Consider the following 21,223-nt stretch of genomic DNA (forward strand, 5'->3'; position numbering starts at 1 on the left):
AGAAGCAATTGCTTTGTGCTGCTTCGAGTTCGGCATCGAGCCTGGTTGGGCACCGCGGAGGCGGGTTGAGCTGAACGTGAGTGGGAACACCCCTTCAATGACGCACGCGCGGTCACGCGGCAGCAGGGAGGGAGCGGCCATGGTGTCCCTGGGTGCTGGGCGGCATCCACGCACGCGATTCGGGCCCTACGAGCTGCAGGAACTGATCGGTCTCGGCGGTATGGGCGAGGTCTACCGGGCCTACGACACCGTGCGGGAGCGGACGGTGGCGCTCAAGCTGCTTCGCGCCGACGTGGCGGCCGACCCGAGCTATCGGGACCGGTTCCGCCGCGAGTCCCGCATCGCCGCACGCCTCCAGGAGCCGCATGTCATCCCGGTGCACGACTTCGGCGAGATCGACGGTGTGCTGTACATCGACATGCGGTTGGTCGAGGGCGGCAGCGTCAGGGACGAGTTGCGGGTCAAGGGTGTGCTAACCCCAGCGCGGGCGGTGTCGATCGTCGGGCAGGTCGCCGCCGCGCTGGACGCGGCCCATGCCAACGGGCTGGTCCACCGGGACGTCAAGCCGGAAAACGTGCTGCTCACCGCTGACGACTTCGCCTACCTGGTCGACTTCGGCATCGCCTATGGCGGCGGCGAGGCGAGCGTCACCAAGACCGGCTTGATCATCGGGTCGTGTGCGTACATGGCCAGCGAGCGGCTGAGCGGCGAGCCGGGCGGTCCGCCGTCGGACGTCTACTCGCTGACGTGTCTGCTGTTCGAGTCCCTGACCGGCCGGGCCCCGTTCGAGGCGGCCGACATCCGGCAGCTGATGAGCGCGCACATGTTCGCGCCACCGCCACGTCCCAGCGAGGCGCGGCCCGGCCTGAGCCCCGCCTTCGACGCCGTCGTCGCCAGGGGCGTGGCGAAGAACCCGGCCGAGCGGTTCTCGTCGGCGGGCGAGTTGGCCAGGGCGGCGTCGGCTGCTCTGCACACGGCGCCGGGGGTGTCGACCCCGCCGCACACCCGGCAGTTCCCGGCCGAACGGCCCCACCGCCTGCAGCCGGCCCCGGCGCCGGTCGTGAGCTCACGGTTCAGCAGGACCCAAAAGGCTCTGCTCGCCGGGACGGTCGCGATGTTCGCCATGGCGGCGGGCTTGGCGGCGGCGATCGTGTTCACTGGCGGCGGGACGGCGTCGCAGCCGCAGAGTCCGCTGGCCGCACCCCCGGCGTCGACCGCCAAGTCGATTACCGGCCCGCCGAGCAGCGTCGCGCGCGTCGCCGGCGTGTCCAACACCGATGCGCTGGGCTTCGTCGATCATGCTGCCCGGTGCGACGCGGGCAGCTCGCTGGTGTCCGCGATCCGGACCTCGTTGTCGCTGGCGGTGATCTGCCGCGATGCGCCCGGCAGCTACTACTACCACGGCGAACGCCTGCGCGACGGCGCCAACGTGCGCCTGTCCAACGCGGTGCCGGCCGACGGCGGCTATGACGCCGTAAACCCGGCCGATGGCGCCCGCTATCTGTTGCGGCCCGACGAGCTGACGATCGTCAGCAACGGGCACGTCGACTCGGCGGAGCCGGCGCTGGAGTACGGGTCGGCCGACTAACCGGCGGTGAGACCGTCGAGCGAGAGAGTGCGGCTTCCTAGCCGTTGGGCGGGCCCGAGGCGGCGGCCACCGGAACCGGGGCGATGCGGTCGACGGCGTAGCTCGCGGCCTGAGCGGTCATCCCGTTGAACCCGTAGGACGCGTGCGCCACGGTCGGTCCGCCGCTGGGTGTGCCGTCGCAGATGGTGTCGCCCTGCGCGCACAGCTGCAGTGTCTTGGTGGCGAAGTTCGATCCGATGGTCAACTGCGGTGCGTCGTACTGGGCGAGGAACTCCGGCGACGGCGTGCCGAACAGTGCCACCGACGCAACGTGGTTCGCTGCGCTGGCGGGCACCGCCGCGGGCACCGCAGAGGCGGGCACACCGGCAGGCGCGCGGTCGGCGGTGACGTACGCGGCGAGCGCTGCGCCCTGGGAGTACCCGCCGAGCACGATCCTGGTGTTGGGGCAATTCGCCGCCGTGGCCTCGATGTGGTTGTCCGCGTCGCGGACGCCGTCGATCACGGTGCGGGCCAGCCCCTCTCGATCGTTGAAGTCGTTACTGGCGGCGTAGTTGACCGCGTAGACGTTCAGCGATCGCGGGCCGAGCTGCGCGCGCAACGCGTCCACAAACGACTGGCCGACACCGCCGACGCCGGGCTGCTCTCCGGTGCCGCGCGCAAAGACGACCTCCACGTCGGAGCAGGGCGCGGCCGACGCGGCCGGGACGACAGTCCCGCAGAGGATTGCGCTCGCAGAGACGGTGGCGGCGCCGAGGAGCCGAGGCAGGTGTCGAAGTGTCATGTCGGGTCCTCGGGTCGATTCGTGGCATGACCGAGGGGATCGGCCGGCAAAGTCGACCTACCCATGGCCAATACCGGGTAAACCAGCACGGGTCTTACGCCTCGAGGTCGAACAGTCCGCCCGGCTGTGGGAGTGGTCGCAGCGCCAGGCTGCGCTTAATTTGAGTGACTAGCCTGCAGTAGTGCCCATCGAAGTCCGTCCCACCCGCAGGGCCGATATTCCGGCATTGGCGCGGGTGTTGGCGAGGGCCTTCCACGACGATCCGGTGATGGCGTGGGTGCAACCCGACGCCGCGCGCCGCAAGGCCGCACTGCCGGGGTTGTTCAGCGCCCTGACTCGCCACCACTTTCTGGCCGGGCGTGGCACGGAGGTGGCGGTGTCCGAGGGCGGCATCACGGCGGCCGCGCTGTGGGACCCACCCGGCGGCTGGCAGCAGTCACCGCGCGAGCAGCTGGCGATGCTGCCCGGCGTGATCCGGGCATTCCGGGGCCGGCTCGCTGCCGGCCGGATGGTCACCGACCTGATGAAGGAGCATCATCCGGAGGAGCCGCACTGGTATTTGGGCATCATCGGCAGCGACCCCGCAGTGCGCGGCAGCGGCTTTGGCCATGCGTTGATGAGCTCGCGGCTGGATCGGTGCGACGCCGAATACGCCCCGGCCTACCTGGAGTCCAGCAACCCCGACAATATCCCCTACTACCAACGGTTCGGCTTCGAGGTGACCGGGGAACTCGCCCTGCCCGAGGGTGGCCCATCACTGTGGCCGATGTGGCGGGCGCCTCGATGACGGTGCCGCCGGTTTAGTCATCCGGACCGCAGGGCACGCGGTTCGCATGACCAATCCAGCGGATTTCCCCGCAGAAGGCGGCCCCGGAGACACCTTGAGCGGGAGCGAGTCGCTCGACTCCGACGAGGTGCGCAACGCCGATGGCGACGAGGTCGTCGATCCGCCCGACGGCTGGAGTGGGGCGACGAAATTCGGCATGACCGCGCGCGAGGAGCGCGGGGGCGAATCGCTGGAGGCAAAGCTCAGCGAAGAGGAGCCGGACGTGATCGAGGACATCGAACCCGATGACACGCCCCCGGATCGCGCCCACCACGGTCAGGTCAGCGGCACACCCGAGGACGGCGAGTCGCTGTACCCCGTCGTGGAGTGATGGCGGCGCGCCGAGCCCGGAGCTAGACGTGTCGCATCAGCGGCAATTGATGTATGCGGCGATGTGTGACGGTTTGCTGGGTCATGAAAATTCTCGAATTCAAGTTGGTGAAAACTGCGCATCGAGCGTGCCCCGATTGTGATAATCGGCCCAGCGCTGCAGCGGATCATGGCGGGTCCCCCGGAGGGGAGGGGATCGGCCATGATCCGTTGTCTGAAGTCGGAGGTGTCTACTCCGACGCCCGCAGCACCACCATCGATCGGGCCTCGACCGGCATCGGTGTCGACGCCTTCACGACGGCGGCATCGTCGATCTCTCCCGCGGCCGCCGACGTATCGACAACAGGTTGCCAAGCCTTACCAAACTCGGCCGGCGGCAGCACGAATTCGATGGGTTCGTGGTGGGCGTTGAAGCACAGCACGAACGAATCGTCGGTGACGCGCTGCCCGCGGGCATCCAGATCAGGTATGCCGTGGCCGTTGAGGTACACCGCCACCGACTTGCCGAAGCCGGAGTCCCAATCGTCGTCGCTCATCTCCGAGCCGTCCGGACGGAACCAGGAGATGTCCGGCAGGCCTTCACTGCCCCGGCGCCGCACCGGGCGCCCGTTGAAGAAGCGCCGCCGACGGAACACCGGATGGGCCGCGCGCAGCGCTGAGACCGACGCCACGAACCCCAGCAGCTCGTCGTTGGCCGAATCCCAGTCGATCCAGGTGATTTCGTTGTCCTGGCAGTAACCGTTGTTGTTGCCGCCCTGGGTGCGGCCCAGCTCGTCACCGTGGCAGATCATCGGAACGCCTTGGGACAGGATCGTGGTAGCAATCAGGTTGCGCTGCTGGCGATCTCGCAGGGCATTGATCTCCGGGTCATCGGTCGGACCCTCGACGCCGCAGTTCCACGAGCTGTTGTTGCTCTCGCCGTCGTTGTTGTCCTCGCCGTTGGCCTCGTTGTGTTTCTCGTTGTAGGACACCAGATCTCGCAACGTGAAGCCGTCGTGGGCGGTGACGAAGTTGATCGACGCGACGGGGCGGCGTGCGGTGTGCTCGTAGAGGTCGGCCGAGCCGGTCAACCGGGAGGCGAACTCGCCCAGGCTGGCGTCCTCGCCGCGCCAGAAGTCGCGGACTGTGTCGCGGAACTTGCCGTTCCACTCCGTCCACTGTGGCGGGAAGTTGCCAACCTGATAACCGCCGGGGCCGACGTCCCAGGGCTCGGCTATCAGCTTCACCTGGCTGACGGTCGGATCCTGTTGCACGAGTTCGAAGAACGCACTCAGGCGGTCGACGTCGTAGAACTCCCGGGCCAGGGTTGAGGCAAGGTCGAAACGGAAGCCGTCCACGTGCATCTCGGTCACCCAGTAGCGCAGCGAGTCCATGATCAGCTGCAGCGAATGCGGGTGCCCGACGTTGAGACTGTTGCCGGTGCCGGTGTAGTCCATGTAGTACCGCTTGTCGTCGTCGACGAGCCGGTAGTAGGCCGCGTTGTCGATCCCGCGGAAGGACAGCGTCGGCCCCATGTGGTTGCCCTCGGCGGTGTGGTTGTAGACCACGTCGAGGATCACCTCGATGCCGGCTTCGTGCAGGGCCCGCACCATCGCCTTGAACTCCTGCACCTGACCACCCGGAGTCGCGCTGGCCGAATACTTGCTGTCGGGGGCGAAGAACCCAATTGTGTTGTAGCCCCAGTAGTTCGACAGACCCTTGTCGATCAGGGTGGAGTCGTTGGCGAAGTGGTGCACGGGCATCAACTCGATCGCCGTGGCCCCGATCGCCTTCAGGTGGTCGATGATCGCCGGGTGCGAGATGGCCGAGTACGTCCCGCGGATCGCGTCCGGAATGTCGGGATGCGTTTGGGTCAGGCCTTTGACGTGTGCCTCGTAGATGACAGTGTCGGCGTATTCGCGTTGCGGCGGGCGGTCGACTCCCCAGTCGAAGTACGGGTTGATGACGACGGACTTCGGCATGCTCGCCGCCGAGTCATCGTCGTTGCGGCTGTCCGGGTCGCCGAAGTTGTAGCCGAACAGCGACTGGTTCCAGTTGAAATGGCCGTCGATGGCCTTGGCGTACGGATCGAGCAGCAGCTTGTTCGGATTGCAGCGGTGCCCTTCCGCGGGATCATGCGGGCCGTGCACCCGGTACCCGTAACGCTGGCCGGGTTCGATGCCCGGCAGGTACCCGTGCCAGACGAAACCGTCCACCTCGGGCAGGCGGATACACGTCTCGGTGCCGTCCTCGGCAAACAGGCACAGCTCCACCCGCTCGGCCACTTCGGAGAACAGCGCGAAGTTGGTGCCGTAGCCGTCGTAGGAGGCGCCCAGGGGATAGGCCTTACCGGGCCACACCTCGGAAGTGGCAGCGTTGGTCATGAAACTCCTCGATCGACAGGATGGACTGTGCCGGGTACCCCGGAACAGGGCCCGCCAAATCACTCAGAACAGGTTTGTGACGGGGGTGACAAATGCCGTCACGGAGTCGCTTCGTGACCAGGCCGACCGTGGGTCCGTCGACGGTCTTTCATCTCCGCCTCGAACACGTGGCGTTGCCCGCCCATCAGCTGGTCACGGACCTCGCGCTCCCGTTCGCGCACCAGTGACCAGTAGTTGTCGTCGAATTCTTCGACGATCTGAAAGGTCCAGCGGCCGTAGAGGACGTTACGACCGACCAGTTCGTCGGCCAGCTGATCGGCGACCTCGGCGTGACCCGAGTCGCGCAGTTTGTCGCAGGTGTCCCCGAGCAGCAGGTCGGCGTGGCCCATCAATTGATGGAACGAATACAGATGGCCGCGGGCCCGCTCGATGTACTCCAGGGCCTCGGACAGCGATCCGACCGCTTCGACGGTGTCGTCGTCGACACCGTCGGGTCGGCGGCTGCGCAGTTCCTCCCCGCTCATGTGCCGGCCCGCCTCTCGTTGTTTCGGACATAACGCAGGTACACGTAGTCCTCGAGGATCACCGAGTGCCCCAGGGTCAGACGCGTGGGTACGCTCAGCGCCGGTGCGCCCGGCCGGGCGGTGGTCGCCGTCGCGGCGAGCGTGGGCGAGATCGTCAGACACATCTCATCGACCAGGTCGCCCGCGACCAGCTCGTCGAGCAACGTGGGGCCGCCCTCGCAGAGGATCCGGCGCATGCCTTTGGCCTGGAGCGTGCGAAGGGCCGATTCCAGGTTGACCGCGCTGTCCCCGGCGATCAGCAGGTCGGCGTGGTCGGCGAGCTGGGGGCGCTCGCGCGCGACGACGGCGGTGGTGATCAGGATGGGCCGCTGCGCTGGTTCGGCGAACAACGATGCGGGGACACGGCCGGTGTGGGTGACCACCGCGATCGGCGGGATGGCGTCGGTTCCCCAGCGCTCCCGTCGTTCGGCCACTTGCGCGGCGGTCAAGCGCACCGGGCCGTAGCCCTCGGCGCGCACTGTGCCCGCACCGACCAGCACGACGTCGGCGTAGGAGCGCAACGCCAGCAGCAGGCTTTGGTCGTTCGCGTCCGAGAGCGGGCCGGCCACGCCGTCGAAAGCGGCGGATCCGTCGAGCGACAGGATCATGTTGGCGCGCACCCCGTCGGGCTGGTCACGATAGAGCGCGATCAGCTCCTCCGGTGCCGTAGCCCGTTTCGGCTCTTGCACCGCCTGCGTCATGGGCAGTCTCTACCCGGCGGTGGGTAGGGCAAAACCCCGGTCACAACAGTGCGCTGATCGGGGATCGATCGAGGTTGTCCACCAGATCCTGGGTGTCGTCGAAAATGGCTGCGGCCCCTGCGGTTTCGAGCTCACCGCGGGACACTCCGCCGGACAGCACCGCGATGCACGGCACGCCGGCGCGGGCGCTGGCCTCGACATCCCACACTGTGTCGCCGATGAATACCGCCTGCTGCGCCGTCACCCCGGCCTTCTCCAGTGCGACGTTGACAATGTCCGGCCGGGGTTTGGCCTGCTCGACGTCCTCTGACGAGGTGATCGCCGAGACGAGCTCGTCACACCCCAGCGTCTTGCGCAGCAGGGCCAGTTCGTTGTCCGGTGCAGACGTCGCCAGCACGACCTGCAGGCCCAGGCCCCCCACCCGCTCCAGGAGGTCGCGTGCGCCCGGCAGAGCTTTCAGCAGCTCGGCGCTGGCCTCGTAGTGGCGGGTGTGTAACTCCTTGAGCCGCTTCTGCACATCGTCATCGGCACCGTTGGACAACTCCTCGACCAGAGTCGACCCGTCCATGCCGATCGAGCGGTGGACGTGCCAGGCCTGGACGGGCAGACCGGCCTCGTGGAAGGCCTGCTGCCAGGCGTGGACGTGCAGGTAGTTGGAGTCGACGAGGGTGCCGTCGATGTCGAAGAGCACAGCGGGGTTCATGGGACCCGGGGTACCCGGTTTTCGTGACTTCGCGAGACTGAACCCACGCAGCGGTCTACCCGCAGTTTCGCTGCGGGACTTCAATTTCGCGCGCTCACCGTTGCCGGCAGGGGCGGCTGAGGCTGACGGGGCCGGTGGTGTCAGGCCTCGGGAGCGCCGGCGGCGTCGGCCGACTCGATTTCCTCGTCCTCGTCACTTGCCGGCGCCGGATGCCAGGCGTTGACGCCCACCGTGATCATCCGCAGCTGCTTGACCGCCGTGCGCTTGATCTCGTCGAGCGCGGCAGCGTCGTGGGCATCCTCGATGGCCTCGGCGATGATGATCATCGAGTTCACGAACAGGCTGGCCAAGATGTTGAGGTCCTCGGTGCTCCACTCGTTCAGGCCGGGGAACCGCGCGAGGTCGGTGGCCAGCTCGGAGGTGATCAGCCGGATCTCGGTGCGGATCGCATAGCGCAGCACCGTCACACCACTGGAGCGCTCACGCCCGATGAACCGCCAGTGCTCACGCTGCTCGGCCACGCCGGCGACGAGGATCTCGACTGTCGACTCGATGACCCGGTTCGGGTCAAGCTTGCCCGCGCGGGCGCTGCGCAACATTTCGCGAAGCGTGCGGAACGACTCGTCGATGAGAACCAGGCCCAGTGCGTCCATGGACTCGAAATGCCGGTAGAACGCCGCAGGCACGATCCCGGCCTCACGGGTGACTTCACGCAGGCTCAGACCGCTGAAGCTGCGTTCGTCGAGGAGCTTCAGTGCGGCCGCGATGATGGCCCGGCGGGTGGCCTCTTTGCGCTCTTCCCGCGATGGCGTTTCCCGGGAGCGTGACTTCCCTGAACGCTCACGACGTGAGCTGGGCGTACGACTGTTCACTGGTGTGAACCCTACCACAGACTGGTCGGATTCCTTGACGACGTGCACTTTCACAATGAACAGTGTACATATGTTCACTGAAACTCTGACCAAGAAGGTGCTTCGCTCACCGCTGGTCGATCTGCTCACCGGTCCGCACGGCGTCGACCGCTACACGGAGCTGGTGGACCCGACTTGGACCACCGATGCACGGGCCAGGGTGGTCGACGTGCGCCGGTCCACCCCGCGCAGCGTCACCCTGCTTCTCGACCCGAACGCGGCTGTCACCGGCTACCGCGCCGGCCAATACCTGAACCTGACGGTGGAGATCGACGGCCGTCGCCACACCCGCTGCTACTCGCCCGCCAGCGCCGAGGGGTCCCCGCTGATCGAGCTGACGATCGGATCCCACGACGGCGGCCTGGTGTCCAACCACCTCTACCGGCACGCCCGCCCGGGCATGGTGGTCGACCTGTCCGAGCCCGCGGGCGACTTCGTGTTGCCCGAGGAGCGGCCCGGCCGCATCCTGTTCGTCTCCGGCGGCAGCGGCATCACCCCGGTGATGTCCATGCTGCGGACGCTGCTGGCCGAGGGCTTCGACGGTGAGATCGCCTTCGTCCACTACGCCCGCACCCCGCAAGAGGCGTGCTACCGACCTGAGCTCGCCGCGACCGGAGTCCGGGTGTTGCACGGCTACACCCGCTCACCCGGTGGTGAGCTCGATGGCCGATTCGGCCCGGAGCACCTGCAGCGCGCCATGCCCGACCCCGACGCCGTCTTCGTGTGCGGGCCGCCCGCGCTCGTCGACGCAGTGCGCGAGCACTGCCCCAATGCGCTGTCGGAAAGCTTCGTCCCCGCGCCGTTCGTGGTGCCCGACGCCCCGTCGGGTGGGCGAATCAGCTTCCGGGACAGCGGTATCGACGCCGACGACGACGGTCGTCCCCTCCTCGATCAGGCGGAGGACGCCGGATTGAACCCGACCAGCGGATGCCGGATGGGCATCTGCCACACCTGCACTCGCCGCAAGCATCGTGGCGCCGTGCGCAACCTGACCACCGGCGCGGTCTCCACCGCTGACGAAGAGGACGTGCAGATCTGCGTGTCCGTGCCCGTCGGTGACGTCGAGATCGCGCTGTGAGATGAAAGGGAAAACCATGACCCAGCAACGCATCACACTGACCCGCGAGCAGGCCGACGCATTCGGCCGCGAACTCGACGCAATCAAGGAGCGGGTGATCGCCGACCTCGGCCAGACCGACGTCGACTACATCCGCCGCGTCATCAAGGCCCAGCGCGCCATGGAGATCAGCGGCCGCGCCCTGCTGTTCGCCGGGATCTTCCCGCCTGCCTGGCTGGCCGGCACCGCCCTGCTCGGGATCTCCAAGATCCTGGACAACATGGAGATCGGCCACAACGTCATGCACGGGCAGTACGAGTGGACCGGTGACCCGGCCCTGCGTGGCCGCACCTTCGAGTGGGACACCGCCTGCCCGGCCGACCAGTGGCGGCACTCGCACAACTACTCCCACCACACGTTCACCAACATCGTCGGCATGGACCGCGACATCGGCTACGGCATCTTGCGGATGAGCCCGGATCAGCGCTGGCACCCCTACTACCTCGGCAACCCGGTGTACGCCTTCCTGCTGATGGTGCTGTTCCAGTACGGCGTCGCGCTGCACGAGCTGGAAACCGAGCGCATTCGCGCCGGCGAGATCTCGCTGGAGGACAAGCGTGACGTGCTGCGCCAGATCTGGCGCAAGACCCGTCGTCAACTGCTCAAAGACTACGTCGCCTTCCCGCTGCTGGCGGGCCCGATGGCGCCGTTCGTGTTCACCGGCAACCTGACGGCCAACCTGATGCGCAACGTGTGGTCGTACGCGATCATCTTTTGTGGCCACTTCCCGGACGGCACACAGGAATTCACCGTCGAGGAGACCCGCGACGAGTCACGCGGCCAGTGGTATTTCCGGCAGGTGCTCGGCTCGGCCAACCTGACCGGTGGCAAGCTGTTCCACCTGCTGTCGGGCAACCTGTCCCACCAGATCGAGCACCACCTGTTCCCCGACATTCCGGCGCGACGCTACGCCGAGATGGCCCCCCATGTCCGCGAGATCTGCGAGCGCTACGGCATTCCCTACAACGCTGGGCCACTGCCCAAGCAGTTCGCCTCCGTGGTGCGCAAGATCGTCAAGCTGGCGCTGCCCACCCGGCAGCGCCGCGAGGACGAAGCGCTGGTCGAGGCGGCCTGATCACTTGGGGCGGGACAGGTCATAGACGTCGGCGTCGCCGACCTTGGACATCGGGAACGTCGCGGTCACCCAGTCGGTGATGCCGCTGTGATTGCGGCTGTTGCCGGGCCATCCGCCGGCCCGGCCCCGCCAATCCCTGGTGACGATGTAGTAGGCCACCTTGCCCGCCGACACGTCGGCCTTGAATTGGCCCAGGCTCGGCGCGGGGTCACTTCCGGTGAAGCCACCGATCGCCATAACGGCGGTGCCGGTTGACAATTCGAGCCCCGCGGCGGCCGACGAGCCGGAGATCGCCGCCGACCACCTGGTTGTGGTGGCACGCAGCAGAGCGTCCAATTTCGGGTTGTCCTGCACATCACCGAATCCCCCTCCCGAGCCGGGCTTCGCCGCAGACGCCGGCCCGACGGTGGGCCCACCGCCGTGATGTGCCGCGCCCAGCGTGGCTACCGCATACGCGGCCGGACCGGCAAGCACCGCGACAACCCCCAATGCGGCGGCGGCCACTGCGATCCGGCGCCGGCGGGGCGCCGACAACGCGACGACGACGGCGGCCAGCACGGCGCCGACGAGAATCGTCCACCGCAGTGCGGGCATCCAGTCCTCGTTGCGGCCCAGCACCCACCAACTCCAGATGCCGGTCACCGCGATCAGGGCGGTCACGCCGACCCGGCCGAACCAGGACCGCCTGCGCGTCCACATCTCGTGCGCGCCGATGGCGACGGTGCCGGTCACCGCAGGGGCCAAAGACAGGCAGTAGTACGGGTGCACCATCCCCTTCATGTAACTGAGCACCAGACCGTCGATCAGCAGCCAGCCACCGAACAGCAGCACGCCGGCCCGCACCGGATCGGTGCGCGGTGCGCGCCCGCGCGCGATCAACACGAGCACCACGGCGAGCAGCGCCGCGGGGATCAGCCAGCCGATCTCGAAACCGAATTCCCCGGCGAACAGGCGGCTCAGCCCTTCCTTCTGATTCCCCATACCGCCGAAGCCGCCGACGTGGCGGAGCTGGTCGCCGGCCGAGTCACCGATCGGGTCGGTCGGCCCGAGGCTCAGGTGATTACGGCCGAGCACGCGCGCAAAACCGTTGTATCCCAGAACGAGGTTCATGAAATTGTTGTCGGTCGAACCGGCGATGTAGGGGCGCGACGACGCCGGCCACACCAGTGTGAGCACCACGAACCAGCCCGCCGACACCACGAACGCCGCCGCGGCGCCCAGCAGGTGCAGCAGCCGCCGGCGCAGCGTCGTCGGCGCGGCGACCAGATACGCCAGTCCCACCGCCGGAGCGATCATCAGGCCTTCCAGCATCTTGGCCAGAAATGCGAATCCGAGTGCAATCCCCGCCCACGCCAGCCACTTGCCGCCGGCCCGCTCCAGCGCCCGCACCGTGCAGTACGCGCAGGCCGTCATGAGCAGCACCATCGCCGCATCGGGGTTGTTGAACCGGAACATCAGTGCGGCGACCGGGGTCAGCGCGAGCGCCGCCCCGGCCAGCAGGCCTGCGCGCGGGCCGCAGATGCGCGTGATGGCGGCGTAGAGCAGCCAGACCGTCGCCACGGCCATCAGAGCCTCAGGCACCAGCATGCTGGCGCTGCTGAAACCGAACAGCTGACCCGACAAACCCATGACCCATTGCGAGACAGGCGGTTTGTCGACGGTGATGAAGTTCTCGGCATCAAGCGAACCGAAGAGCAGCGCCTCCCAGTTCTTGGAACCGGCCTCAGCGGCGCCGGCATAGAACTGGTTGCCCATCCCGTTGACGGTGATGTTCCACAGGTACATGACCGCCGTCGCGGCAAGCAGCACCATCAGGCCGAGCCGCTCCCATCGCGAGGGCCGCACCGGTGACCGGGCGACCTCGGCGGAATCCTCCGGCGCCGCGGCCGGAAACGTCGTCGTCACACCAGCCATTGACCCATTCGGGCCTGACCGTTGGCTGAAAGCGCGCTGTGCGGTGAGAACTACTTGGTGCCGAACAACCGATCACCGGCGTCGCCGAGACCGGGCACGATGTATCCCTGCTCGTCGAGCCCGCGGTCAACCGCAGCGGTGAAGATCGGCACCTCCGGATGGGCGTCGTGCAGGACCGAGATCCCTTCCGGGCACGTGAGCAGGCAGACGAATTTGATGGACCGGGGCCGGAATTCCTTGAGCCGGTCCACTGCAGCCACCGCCGAGTTGCCGGTGGCGAGCATCGGGTCGACGACGACCACCTCGCGCTCGTGGAGGTCACCCGGCACCTTGAAGTAATACTCCACGGCGACAAGCGTTTTGGGGTCTCGATATAGCCCGACGTGTCCGATGCGGGCGCCCGGCACGACGGTCAGCATCCCGTCGAGGATGCCGGTGCCGGCACGCAGGATCGAGACGAACACCAGCTTCTTGCCGTCGATGACGGCGCCGGTCGTCGTCTCCATCGGCGTTTCCACCGCGACTTCGTGGGTCGGGGTGTCCCGCAGCACCTCGTAGGCCAGCAGGGTGGCGATCTCATTGGCCAGCCGGCGAAACGTGTTGGTGGAGGTTTCCTTGCGTCGCATCAGCGTCAATTTGTGCTGCACCAGAGGGTGGTCGATGACGTGGACGTCGCGCATCAGAACACCGTGCCATCACTGGTTATGGACAGCGGCGGCAACCCGCCGCGCAGCTGCTGGGCAAGTGCCCTGCCAGCCGCCCAGGTGCCGCCCTCCAGCACGCGTGCCAGCGGCAGCTGATCTGCGTCGACGCCAAGCCGCTCGCGGACCCCGGTAGCCAGCTCATCCAGGAGGGCCACGGTCAACGCGCGCCACTCGACTACCAATTCGTCGGCGACGGTGAAACTTCGGTCTGCGTGTGTGTTGTCGCGCAGGCGCAGCACCCCGGTGTCGAGCAGCAGTCCGCCGTTGCGGTACTCCGGTAATCCGGTCAGCTCGTCGAGGTCGGTTACCGTGACGCCGGCCCAACCGAACGGCTCGAGCAACGAATAGGTGAGCCACTGGGACAGCTTGTGAAACGGCATCCAGCCTGCGGTCAGGCCGGGGCCGTCCAGCGCGGAATGCCGCCAGCAATCACCGAGCGGCTGATTGTCGATCACATTGCTGCCCAGCCAGATTGGTGCGAACGAGGCCAGCACCGCGGACAGGATGTCGTGTGCGCGCACCGACTGTCCAGGCGTCGCGTCGAGCAACCCGCCAGGACGGCCGCCAGCTCCGAACAGTTCGGGAGACGCGGCGGTGACCGCGCCCAACCGGTGCAGCAGCGCGACGCGGCCGTCGAGCCCGACGAGGGGGTTGGCGTCGTCGACCTGAAATGCCTCGGCCAGCTGGTATGCCGTCAGAGCGGTGAGCCCGGTGGCGTCGGCGCGCAGCGGGTCGTCGGGATCGGAGGAGAACAGCCCGGCGGTAAACGCGTGAAAGCTGGCCACTCCCAGACCTTCTGAACGACCCAGCCGAAGGCCGGTCTGCGGCTCGACGTAGGACCACGCGGACCCGGCACCGGCGTCGAGCAGCACGCTCACCACGGTGAGATCGACCATCGCCCGGGGGTCGGCGTCGCGCAGCAGTTCGGCCTTCCGGTTGACTCCGCCGGCCTCGAAGTGGCGCCAGCGGCTGTGAAACGGGATCTGCAGATCCGGATAATTGTGACGGGTGACGTCGGCCACGACCGTGGCAGCCGCGTCCAGTGCGTCGTCGTGCACGGTGAACCACCGGGAGCCGCCGTCGCGGGCGCGTGTGGTCAACATCCCGGCCCGATCCCGGATGGCGCGCGTGCTGCGTAACGCCGCGGCAGCACCTGCCGGGTTGTCCACGTCGACTTCGGTGGCCGATCCCATCAGCGGTCCAGCTCGCGGCCCTTGGCCTTCTTCAGTTCCTCGGCGTCGGGCACCGGACCCGGGGTGAAGTAACCGGCGGCCATCTTGGCGTCGATCTCCACCCTGGCGTCGGGCGGGATCAACTCGTCGGGAATGTTGACCCGTTCGCCCACCTCGATTCCGGAGCCGACGATGGCGTCGTATTTCATGTTGCTCATCGACACCAACCGGTGGATCTTCCGAATGCCCAGCCAGTGCAGCACGTCGGGCATCAACTCTTGGAACCGCATATCTTGAACGCCCGCAACACATTCGGTGCGGGCGAAGTATGCCTCTGCGGTGTCGCCGCCCTGCTGGCGCTTGCGGGCGTTGTAGACCAGGAACTTGGTGACCTCGCCCAGCGCGCGGCCTTCCTTGCGGGAGTACGCGACCAGCCCGACCCCGCCGCGCTGGGCACCGAGGATGCACTCCTCGATCGCGTGCGTGAGATAGGGCCGGCAGGTGCAGATGTCCGAACCGAACACATCGGATCCATTGCACTCGTCGTGCACGCGGGCGGTGAGCTGGACCGCCTGGTCGGCGAGATCACGCGGGCTGCCGAAGATGTAGAGGGTCTGCCCACCGATGGGCGGGAGGAACACCTCAAGATCGCCGCGGGTGACCAGTTCGGGATACATGCCGCCGGTCTCTTCGAACAGCACCCGGCGCAGGTGTGCCTCACTGCAGCCGAAGCGTTCTGCGACGCCCGGCAGAAACCAGACCGGCTCGATCGCGACCTTGGTCACCAACGCCGCCCCGCCGGGCAGCAGGACCCGGCCGTCGGGAACCAGCCGGCCCTTGTCGATCGCGTCGGCGATCTCCGGCAGGATCACGTGCGCCTTCGTCACTGCGATGGTCGGGCGGATGTCCTGGCCGGCGGCCAGTTCGGCGGCGAACGCGTCGGCGACCATCGCGCCCCACGGGTCCAAGCTGACGATCGCCTCGGGTCGACTCCACTGCGGATACGGACCGATGCTGTCGGTGGGGGCGGTGTTGGTCAGGTCGGCCCGGTGTTCGCGGGACAGCGCGCCGGCGGCCACCGCGAGCGCGCGATACACGCTGTAGGAACCGCTGTGGGTTCCAACCACATTGCGGTGGCTGCGGGTGCTGGTGGTGCCGATCAGCGGACCGCGTTCACCGGCGGTGGGGGCGCCCCATCTGATCGGCAGCGCGTCATCGGCCCCGCGGTGGGATGTCAGCCGGATGTGGCCGGGACCTCTTGGTGCGGAGGACATGTGTGCTCCTTATCGGAAGCTCGCCAGCTTAGTCACTTCGCGCCGTGTGCGCCGCCTGGCGGTTACATCCCGAACCGGGTGCTCTGCACGGTCCTGACGGCGTGTGGTGAGCCGAGGATGCCGACCCGCGCCGCGGCTTGGCGCCCGAACAGGTACAGCAGCAGTTCACCTGGGGAACCACTGAGCTCGGCAGCCACCTCCCCGGCGCGGACCGTGATCCGCTGAGGGCTCCCGGCCCAGCCAATGTCCAGCCCCGTCCCGCGCAGCCGGCGGGACAAGAAGCGGCTGCCGCGCGCGACGTTGCGCCACAGCGCGTGCTCCATGTCCGCGGGCAGGTCCGCACGCGGCGCCAAACCGTTGGCGCGCCGGACGTCCTCGTGGTGGACGAAGAACTCGTTGAGGCTGGGGAAGTCACGCACCCAACGCAGCCGGAAGAAGCCGAAGGGTGGACCGGCTCGCAGACGGGCGAGCAGCGCCGGGAATTCGTGGCGGCCCATCAGCGCGATCGTGCGCCGTTCGGCGAATCGTGCGGGCGGCCCCGGAAGCACCAGACACGGCGCGGCAAGGGCATCCCGCTCGCGCAGCAGCAGGTGGGCGGCGAGTTTTCTGGTGGTCCATCCGTCCAGAAGAGTCGGCGCGTCCGGCCCGACGCGTTCGAAGAGATCGCACAACGCCGCGCGTTCCCGGGCGTCGAAGGGTGGATCAGCGTTCGGCATAGACGGCTCTTTCGATTTCCGATACCGCATCGTCGCGCCCCGCCGGGCGCAGGTAGCGCTCCGCATACTCCGACGGTCCGGCCTGATCGGCCTCGCGCCAGCCGTACTCGGCAAGAAACGGTGCGACTTCGGCCGGGTCGAGCCCAAAGCGCCACAGCGCGTACTCGACCACGAATTGCTGACGAGCCCGCTCGGCCCCGTACATCCGCCGGCCCGTCAGGAAGTCCTCTCGGAGGAACGTGAACGCCAGGCCGCTGCCCGGCGCCGCTTGCGCGAGGTAGTCGAACATGCGGCGCGCAGCCGCCTCCGTCAGGTACTGGGTGACCGCCTCCCAGATGTAGAACGTTCGCTGGTCGGCACCGAACCCGTTGCGCCGCAGACTCTCTGCGAGGTCATCGGTCTCGAAGTCGACCGGCAGGAGCGTGACCCCGGCCGGCACGCCACCCAACGTTCGGTTCAACGCGGCGAGCTTGCCCGCGGTATTGCGGGGTAAGTCGACCTCACACACCGGAACTGCGGCCAGCTCCGGCAGTCGATACGCCCGGGTGTCGTAACCGGCGCCGAGAATGACCACGGTATCAACACCTTTGGCGATCGCGGCGCGCAGCTGGTCGTCGATGTAGCGCTTGCGGCACAGGAAGCTTGCCCAACCGCCGGCGATCCGCCGATCGGTCGCCGCCCTCAACGCACGGCGCACCGGCGACCAGCGCGTGGCCGCCGCGATGAATCGCGTCGGAGCCGGCAACACCTTGGCCGCCAGCGGGTCGTGAACCAGGGGCGTCGCCTCGTACTGATCGGCCGCCACGACGACCATCGGGCCAAGCGCGGTCGCAGCCGCAGAGGCGCTCAAGGCTGTACGAGCACCCGGATCGGATCGCCCTCGGCGTGGTCGAGAATGCGGATGCCGTCGGCGATGTACTCGAGCGGGATGATCTGGCTGATCGAGCGCGACAGATCCAGCCGGCCCCGGGAGACCAGCTGCGCCAGCGTCTCGATGTCCTTGTTGTGATAGCCGAGGTGGCCGAGCACCTGCCGTCGCGTCAGACCGAACATCGACGTGGGTCCGACCGTTGGCGACTCGGCGCTCATGCCGACCCCGACCAGCCGGCCACCGCTGGTCAGTGAGTTCAGGGCCTGCTCGAAGGTGACCTTGAGCCCGACGGCGTCGAAGGCGACGTCGAGTCCGCGCCCGCCGGTGATCTCGGCCAGCTTGTCGGCGAAATCCGGGTCGCGCGAATCGAATGCGTAGTCGGCGCCGAGCTCGAGTGCCCGGTCGCGGACCGCTGCGTTGATGTCGACCGCGATGATCGGTACGGCCCCGACCAGCCGGGCGAGTTGGACGATGTGGGTTCCGACGCCGCCGACGCCCCATACCCCGACCGATTCGCCGATCACCACCTTGCCGGTGTTCACCACCGCGCCGAACGGGGTGGACACCGCGTCGGCAAGGATCGCGGCCTGCTCCAGCGGCACATTGTCCGGAACGCGGGTCAGGCCCGCGGCCTGCGCGACGGTGTACTCCGCCCACGCGCCGTCGTAGGCGAACGCCATGAGCTGCATCCGCAGGCAGGTGGCCATGTCACCGCGGCGGCAGTTCGCGCACTGCCCGCACGGCCGCCCCGCGGCGACCACCACCCGGTCACCCTCGGACCATCCGGTCACTCCGGGGCCCAGCTTGGCGATCGTGCCGGAGGCTTCGTGGCCCTGGATCACCACGGGACGCTGCGCGGGGAAGGTGCCGTTGATCAGGCTGAGGTCGGAATGGCAGATGCCGCAGAACGCCACCTTGACCAGGACTTCGCCCTCGCCCGGCTCGGGGATCGGGACATCTTCGAGCACAACGGTTTTGGTGTCGGCGTAGAAGCGTTCCGCGCGCATGGTGCCCAATTTCTCCTCCTCAGGTCAGTCACAAACGTACGCCGCGGGTCCGCGGCGCAGGCCTAGAGTGGGCAATATGTCTCCCAAGTTCGCCACCGCCGACTCCGTCGACCTCGACCGGCTGTTGGAGTTCGTCCGTCCCCGGCACCGCATGGTGCTGACCACCTTCCGCGCCGATGGCTCCCTGCAGAGTTCTCCCGTAACCGGCGGAGTCGATGAGCAGGGCCGGCTGGTGATCGCCAGCTATCCGCAGCGGGCCAAGGCGGTGAACGTCCGCCGGACCGGGCGCGCCAGCGTGGTGGTGCTCTCCGACGAGTTCAATGACGCCTACGTCCAGGTCGACGGGCCAGCCGAAGTGATCGACCTGCCCGAGGCCGTCGAGCCGCTGGTTGACTACTTCCGCGCGGTGGCCGGCGAGCACTCCGACTGGGCCGAGTATCGGGAGGCGATGGTGAAGCAGGGCAAGTGCCTGATCCGGGTCACTCCGCAGCGCTGGGGTCCGGTGGCGACGGGCGGCTTCCCGCCGTCGTGAGCGACGCCAGCGTGTAAACCCGCACCCGGCCCGGCACTTTGGCGTGGCATTGCGACAGCAGCGGCTCGGAGAGCTCCTCGTTCAGTACGACCTCGACGGGCTCTGGATCGGCGCCCAGCACCACGCGGGTGATGCCATCGCCCGACTCGACGCTCAGCGGCGGGAACGCATCGATGCGGTCGTCGCCGGTGGCTTCGCGGGCGAAATGCTGCGCGGCCTGGACGGCGTGGGGCAGTGACGTGCGGCCGCGCAGGAATCGGTCGTCCAGCCGGCCATCCAGGGCGCGCGCCACGAGCGCGGCCGCATCGGTGCCGTCCACCCGTCCGTAGCACAAGCCGACAGGCAGTACGAGCATCGTCGCCGCGAACCGGTCACCGCCCAGATGTGAACACTCCCAGGCGAATTCGGGGTAGGCGGCCGATATCTCGGCCGCGGCCGAGCGACCCCGCACCGCGCAACACATGTCGTGACGGCCGTGTGCGCAGACCGCTACCAGCGGATCCGACAAGGCGGCACCGTCGGAGCCGTCCAGCGCGAGGTCGAGGTACCCGCGCGGGCCGTCGACCTCGCCGGCGTACAACGCCTCACTGCCGACGGCGCACTGCGCGACGAACCAGCGCCACCGCGGGGTGGCCGCACGGCGGCCGTGCTTGCGGATCGCCGCAATCCGCATCCCCGCCGCCTCGGCACGCCGCACGACGGCCAGCCCGAGCTTCGGATCGATGGATGCCGGCGACTCCAGAAACGCCGAAGACCCCCAACCGCCGGACAATTCGAGCAGCAGCCACGATGTGCCTGCCGACGCCGTGCCGTACATCGGGTCGTTGCGGGCCAGCGACTGGTCGCTGCAGCCGTCGCCGGATCTGCTCATCGCAGCTGCACGGGGACGACGACCGCTTCCCTGAGCAGCCGCCGGATCAGCACTGCGCCGTCGGCAGCGTCGAGGCCGGGCAGGGCGGCCGACCGCAGCACGTCACCGCGGTGCAGTGCGTGCACGGCCTCGGCGCAGGATGCGGGGAAGGTGATGGTCCGGTCGGGTAGCCGCAGCACCACCCGGTCTGCAGTCCGTTCCAGGGTGCTCACGAGCCCGTGCCGCCAGCGCACCTCGATCTCAGCCTCCTCGGCGGCGAGGGTGGCCAGCGGGCGGACCGCGACAGGCCGGGTCTGCGAGGCATAGCGTTTGGACAATCGCGTAGCCGCCCCGGAGCCCAGTGTTGCGGCGTTGTCGCGCAAGGCCGCCACGACCTCGGCCATCACCTTGTTCACCGTCGCCACGGCCTCGTCCTGGTCTGTCGGCGTGCGGCCCATCGGGAGGGATTGGCGAAAGGCCTCGATGCTCGACAACTCGTCGAGCACCGCGCGGGCGACGTCCAGACCGGTGGTCGCCGAGACTCCGACAGTCAGATGAATCGACGTCGTATCGAGAGCCTCGGCGGCGTGCAGCCAGCCCCGCGGCAGATAAAGCGCGTCACCTGCAGTCAGCACGGTGTCGATCACCGGCGCGCCGCGCACCCGGTCGGCGATCGCCGCCCGGTGCTCGGTCCACGGCTGAGACGGCAGGGGATGGTGATGCACCGGCTCGTGCACCACCCAGCGCTTCTGCCCGGACACCTGCAGAACGAAGACGTCGTGCACGTCGTAGTGCGGCTCGAAACCGCGGTTGCCCGGTGGCGTGATGTAGGCATTGGCCTGCACCGGGTGTCCGATGTCGTCGACGGCATGGCGGACGAACTCGATCAGTGGGGGCCACAGGCGGTGTAGCCCCTGCAGAACAACCGTTGCGCCCGAGCTCAATTCGGCGAGCACCTTCGCCGAGTCGACCTGATCGGTGATCTCGGCGCCGAATCCGGCCGGCCCCAGATAGCAGTCCTTGGCCAGGATCTCGCCGTCGCGGGCCAGCCTGACGAAGGGTGCGCGAACGCCGCGCTCGGCGATCAGCTCGTCGACTGCCCCGGGAGACAGCAGGTCGCTGAAGTCCCGGGGCAGGTCGACGGACTTGCTGAGTAGCGGCTTACGGCCCCAGTACTCGTCGGCGAACGTCTGTGCGTCGACCGCACTGCAGCGGCTCAGCATGA

21 protein-coding genes are annotated in these 21,223 nt (G+C 68.1%); 6 read left to right on the top strand and 15 right to left on the bottom strand.

From position 1 onward, the window contains the following. Window positions 1-139 precede the first annotated feature (139 nt). Window positions 140-1,588 carry a serine/threonine-protein kinase gene (locus AB431_RS01055; protein ID WP_047328381.1) on the top strand — a complete coding sequence of 483 codons (1,449 nt, stop codon included), beginning with the start codon at window positions 140-142 and terminating at the stop codon, window positions 1,586-1,588. 37 nt (window positions 1,589-1,625) lie between these two features. Here the strand turns inward: AB431_RS01055 and AB431_RS01060 are convergent, their stop codons facing one another. Beyond that, window positions 1,626-2,369, bottom strand: coding sequence for a cutinase family protein (locus AB431_RS01060; protein ID WP_047328382.1), 744 nt, complete (start codon window positions 2,367-2,369; stop codon window positions 1,626-1,628). Window positions 2,370-2,550: 181 nt separating this feature from the next. On the opposite strand from AB431_RS01060, the gene AB431_RS01065 reads away from it, so the two are divergent. Next, window positions 2,551-3,156 (top strand): GNAT family N-acetyltransferase, encoded by a 606-nt coding sequence (locus tag AB431_RS01065; RefSeq protein ID WP_047328383.1) that lies wholly within the window; start codon window positions 2,551-2,553, stop codon window positions 3,154-3,156. Between the two features lie 46 nt (window positions 3,157-3,202). Then, entirely contained in the window at window positions 3,203-3,526 is a 324-nt protein-coding gene (locus tag AB431_RS01070; RefSeq protein WP_047328384.1) for a hypothetical protein, read from the top strand. A 229-nt stretch (window positions 3,527-3,755) separates the two neighbouring features. Here the strand turns inward: AB431_RS01070 and glgX are convergent, their stop codons facing one another. The 5 genes from glgX to AB431_RS01095 all read right to left on the bottom strand — a co-directional run bounded on the left by glgX (window position 3,756) and on the right by AB431_RS01095 (window position 8,727). Further along, on the bottom strand, window positions 3,756-5,888 hold the full coding sequence (gene glgX, locus AB431_RS01075; protein WP_047328385.1) for a glycogen debranching protein GlgX: 2,133 nt from the start codon (window positions 5,886-5,888) through the stop codon (window positions 3,756-3,758). A 98-nt stretch (window positions 5,889-5,986) separates the two neighbouring features. Then, window positions 5,987-6,412, bottom strand: a complete 426-nt coding sequence (locus AB431_RS01080) for a hypothetical protein (RefSeq protein ID WP_047328386.1) — start codon at window positions 6,410-6,412, stop codon at window positions 5,987-5,989. Further along, window positions 6,409-7,152 carry a pyrimidine reductase family protein gene (locus AB431_RS01085; protein ID WP_047328387.1) on the bottom strand — a complete coding sequence of 248 codons (744 nt, stop codon included), beginning with the start codon at window positions 7,150-7,152 and terminating at the stop codon, window positions 6,409-6,411. The genes AB431_RS01080 and AB431_RS01085 overlap by 4 nt, the downstream gene beginning before the upstream one ends. A gap of 40 nt (window positions 7,153-7,192) precedes the next feature. Next, a complete protein-coding gene (locus AB431_RS01090) occupies window positions 7,193-7,855 on the bottom strand; it encodes an HAD family hydrolase (RefSeq protein WP_047328388.1) in 663 nt (220 codons plus the stop codon). A 140-nt stretch (window positions 7,856-7,995) separates the two neighbouring features. After that, complete coding sequence (locus AB431_RS01095; protein ID WP_082135505.1) at window positions 7,996-8,727, bottom strand: TetR family transcriptional regulator; 732 nt, start codon at window positions 8,725-8,727, stop codon at window positions 7,996-7,998. A 70-nt stretch (window positions 8,728-8,797) separates the two neighbouring features. On the opposite strand from AB431_RS01095, the gene AB431_RS01100 reads away from it, so the two are divergent. Together AB431_RS01100 and AB431_RS01105 are read left to right on the top strand one after the other, a co-directional pair. Beyond that, window positions 8,798-9,844 carry a ferredoxin reductase gene (locus tag AB431_RS01100; protein ID WP_047328389.1) on the top strand — a complete coding sequence of 349 codons (1,047 nt, stop codon included), beginning with the start codon at window positions 8,798-8,800 and terminating at the stop codon, window positions 9,842-9,844. Window positions 9,845-9,860: 16 nt separating this feature from the next. Continuing rightward, a complete protein-coding gene (locus AB431_RS01105; RefSeq protein WP_047332949.1) occupies window positions 9,861-10,958 on the top strand; it encodes an acyl-CoA desaturase in 1,098 nt (365 codons plus the stop codon). Here the strand turns inward: AB431_RS01105 and AB431_RS01110 are convergent, their stop codons facing one another. The 7 genes from AB431_RS01110 to AB431_RS01140 form a co-directional block, all read right to left on the bottom strand. Next, window positions 10,959-12,872, bottom strand: coding sequence for a glycosyltransferase family 39 protein (locus AB431_RS01110; RefSeq protein WP_047328390.1), 1,914 nt, complete (start codon window positions 12,870-12,872; stop codon window positions 10,959-10,961). 50 nt (window positions 12,873-12,922) lie between these two features. Beyond that, the gene (gene upp, locus AB431_RS01115; protein ID WP_047328391.1) at window positions 12,923-13,552 is read right to left on the bottom strand and encodes a uracil phosphoribosyltransferase; all 630 of its coding nucleotides are present in this window, start codon (window positions 13,550-13,552) and stop codon (window positions 12,923-12,925) included. Next, window positions 13,552-14,769, bottom strand: a complete 1,218-nt coding sequence (locus tag AB431_RS01120) for a URC4/urg3 family protein (RefSeq protein WP_047328392.1) — start codon at window positions 14,767-14,769, stop codon at window positions 13,552-13,554. Before AB431_RS01120 ends, upp begins: the two co-directional genes overlap by 1 nt. Beyond that, on the bottom strand, window positions 14,769-16,022 hold the full coding sequence (locus AB431_RS01125; RefSeq protein ID WP_047328393.1) for a GTP cyclohydrolase II: 1,254 nt from the start codon (window positions 16,020-16,022) through the stop codon (window positions 14,769-14,771). The genes AB431_RS01120 and AB431_RS01125 overlap by 1 nt, the downstream gene beginning before the upstream one ends. A gap of 62 nt (window positions 16,023-16,084) precedes the next feature. Further along, window positions 16,085-16,738: a TIGR03085 family metal-binding protein gene (locus AB431_RS01130; RefSeq protein WP_047328394.1), complete on the bottom strand. Its 654-nt coding sequence runs from the start codon at window positions 16,736-16,738 to the stop codon at window positions 16,085-16,087. Continuing rightward, window positions 16,725-17,588, bottom strand: a complete 864-nt coding sequence (locus AB431_RS01135; protein ID WP_082135506.1) for an SAM-dependent methyltransferase — start codon at window positions 17,586-17,588, stop codon at window positions 16,725-16,727. The genes AB431_RS01130 and AB431_RS01135 overlap by 14 nt, the downstream gene beginning before the upstream one ends. After that, a complete protein-coding gene (locus tag AB431_RS01140; protein ID WP_047328396.1) occupies window positions 17,585-18,616 on the bottom strand; it encodes a zinc-binding dehydrogenase in 1,032 nt (343 codons plus the stop codon). Before AB431_RS01140 ends, AB431_RS01135 begins: the two co-directional genes overlap by 4 nt. Before the next feature lie 76 nt (window positions 18,617-18,692). Here AB431_RS01140 and AB431_RS01145 point away from each other — a divergent pair, with 76 nt between their 5' ends. Beyond that, window positions 18,693-19,148, top strand: a complete 456-nt coding sequence (locus AB431_RS01145; protein ID WP_047328397.1) for a PPOX class F420-dependent oxidoreductase — start codon at window positions 18,693-18,695, stop codon at window positions 19,146-19,148. Here the strand turns inward: AB431_RS01145 and AB431_RS01150 are convergent. Together AB431_RS01150 and AB431_RS01155 are read right to left on the bottom strand one after the other, a co-directional pair. Continuing rightward, window positions 19,096-20,019, bottom strand: a complete 924-nt coding sequence (locus AB431_RS01150; RefSeq protein WP_047328398.1) for a sucrase ferredoxin — start codon at window positions 20,017-20,019, stop codon at window positions 19,096-19,098. The genes AB431_RS01145 and AB431_RS01150 overlap by 53 nt on opposite strands. After that, window positions 20,016-21,221 carry a cupin domain-containing protein gene (locus tag AB431_RS01155; protein WP_047328399.1) on the bottom strand — a complete coding sequence of 402 codons (1,206 nt, stop codon included), beginning with the start codon at window positions 21,219-21,221 and terminating at the stop codon, window positions 20,016-20,018. Before AB431_RS01155 ends, AB431_RS01150 begins: the two co-directional genes overlap by 4 nt. Between the last annotated feature and the right edge of the window lie 2 nt (window positions 21,222-21,223).

Source organism: Mycobacterium sp. EPa45, assembly GCF_001021385.1.
Classification (GTDB): Bacteria; Actinomycetota; Actinomycetes; order Mycobacteriales; family Mycobacteriaceae; genus Mycobacterium.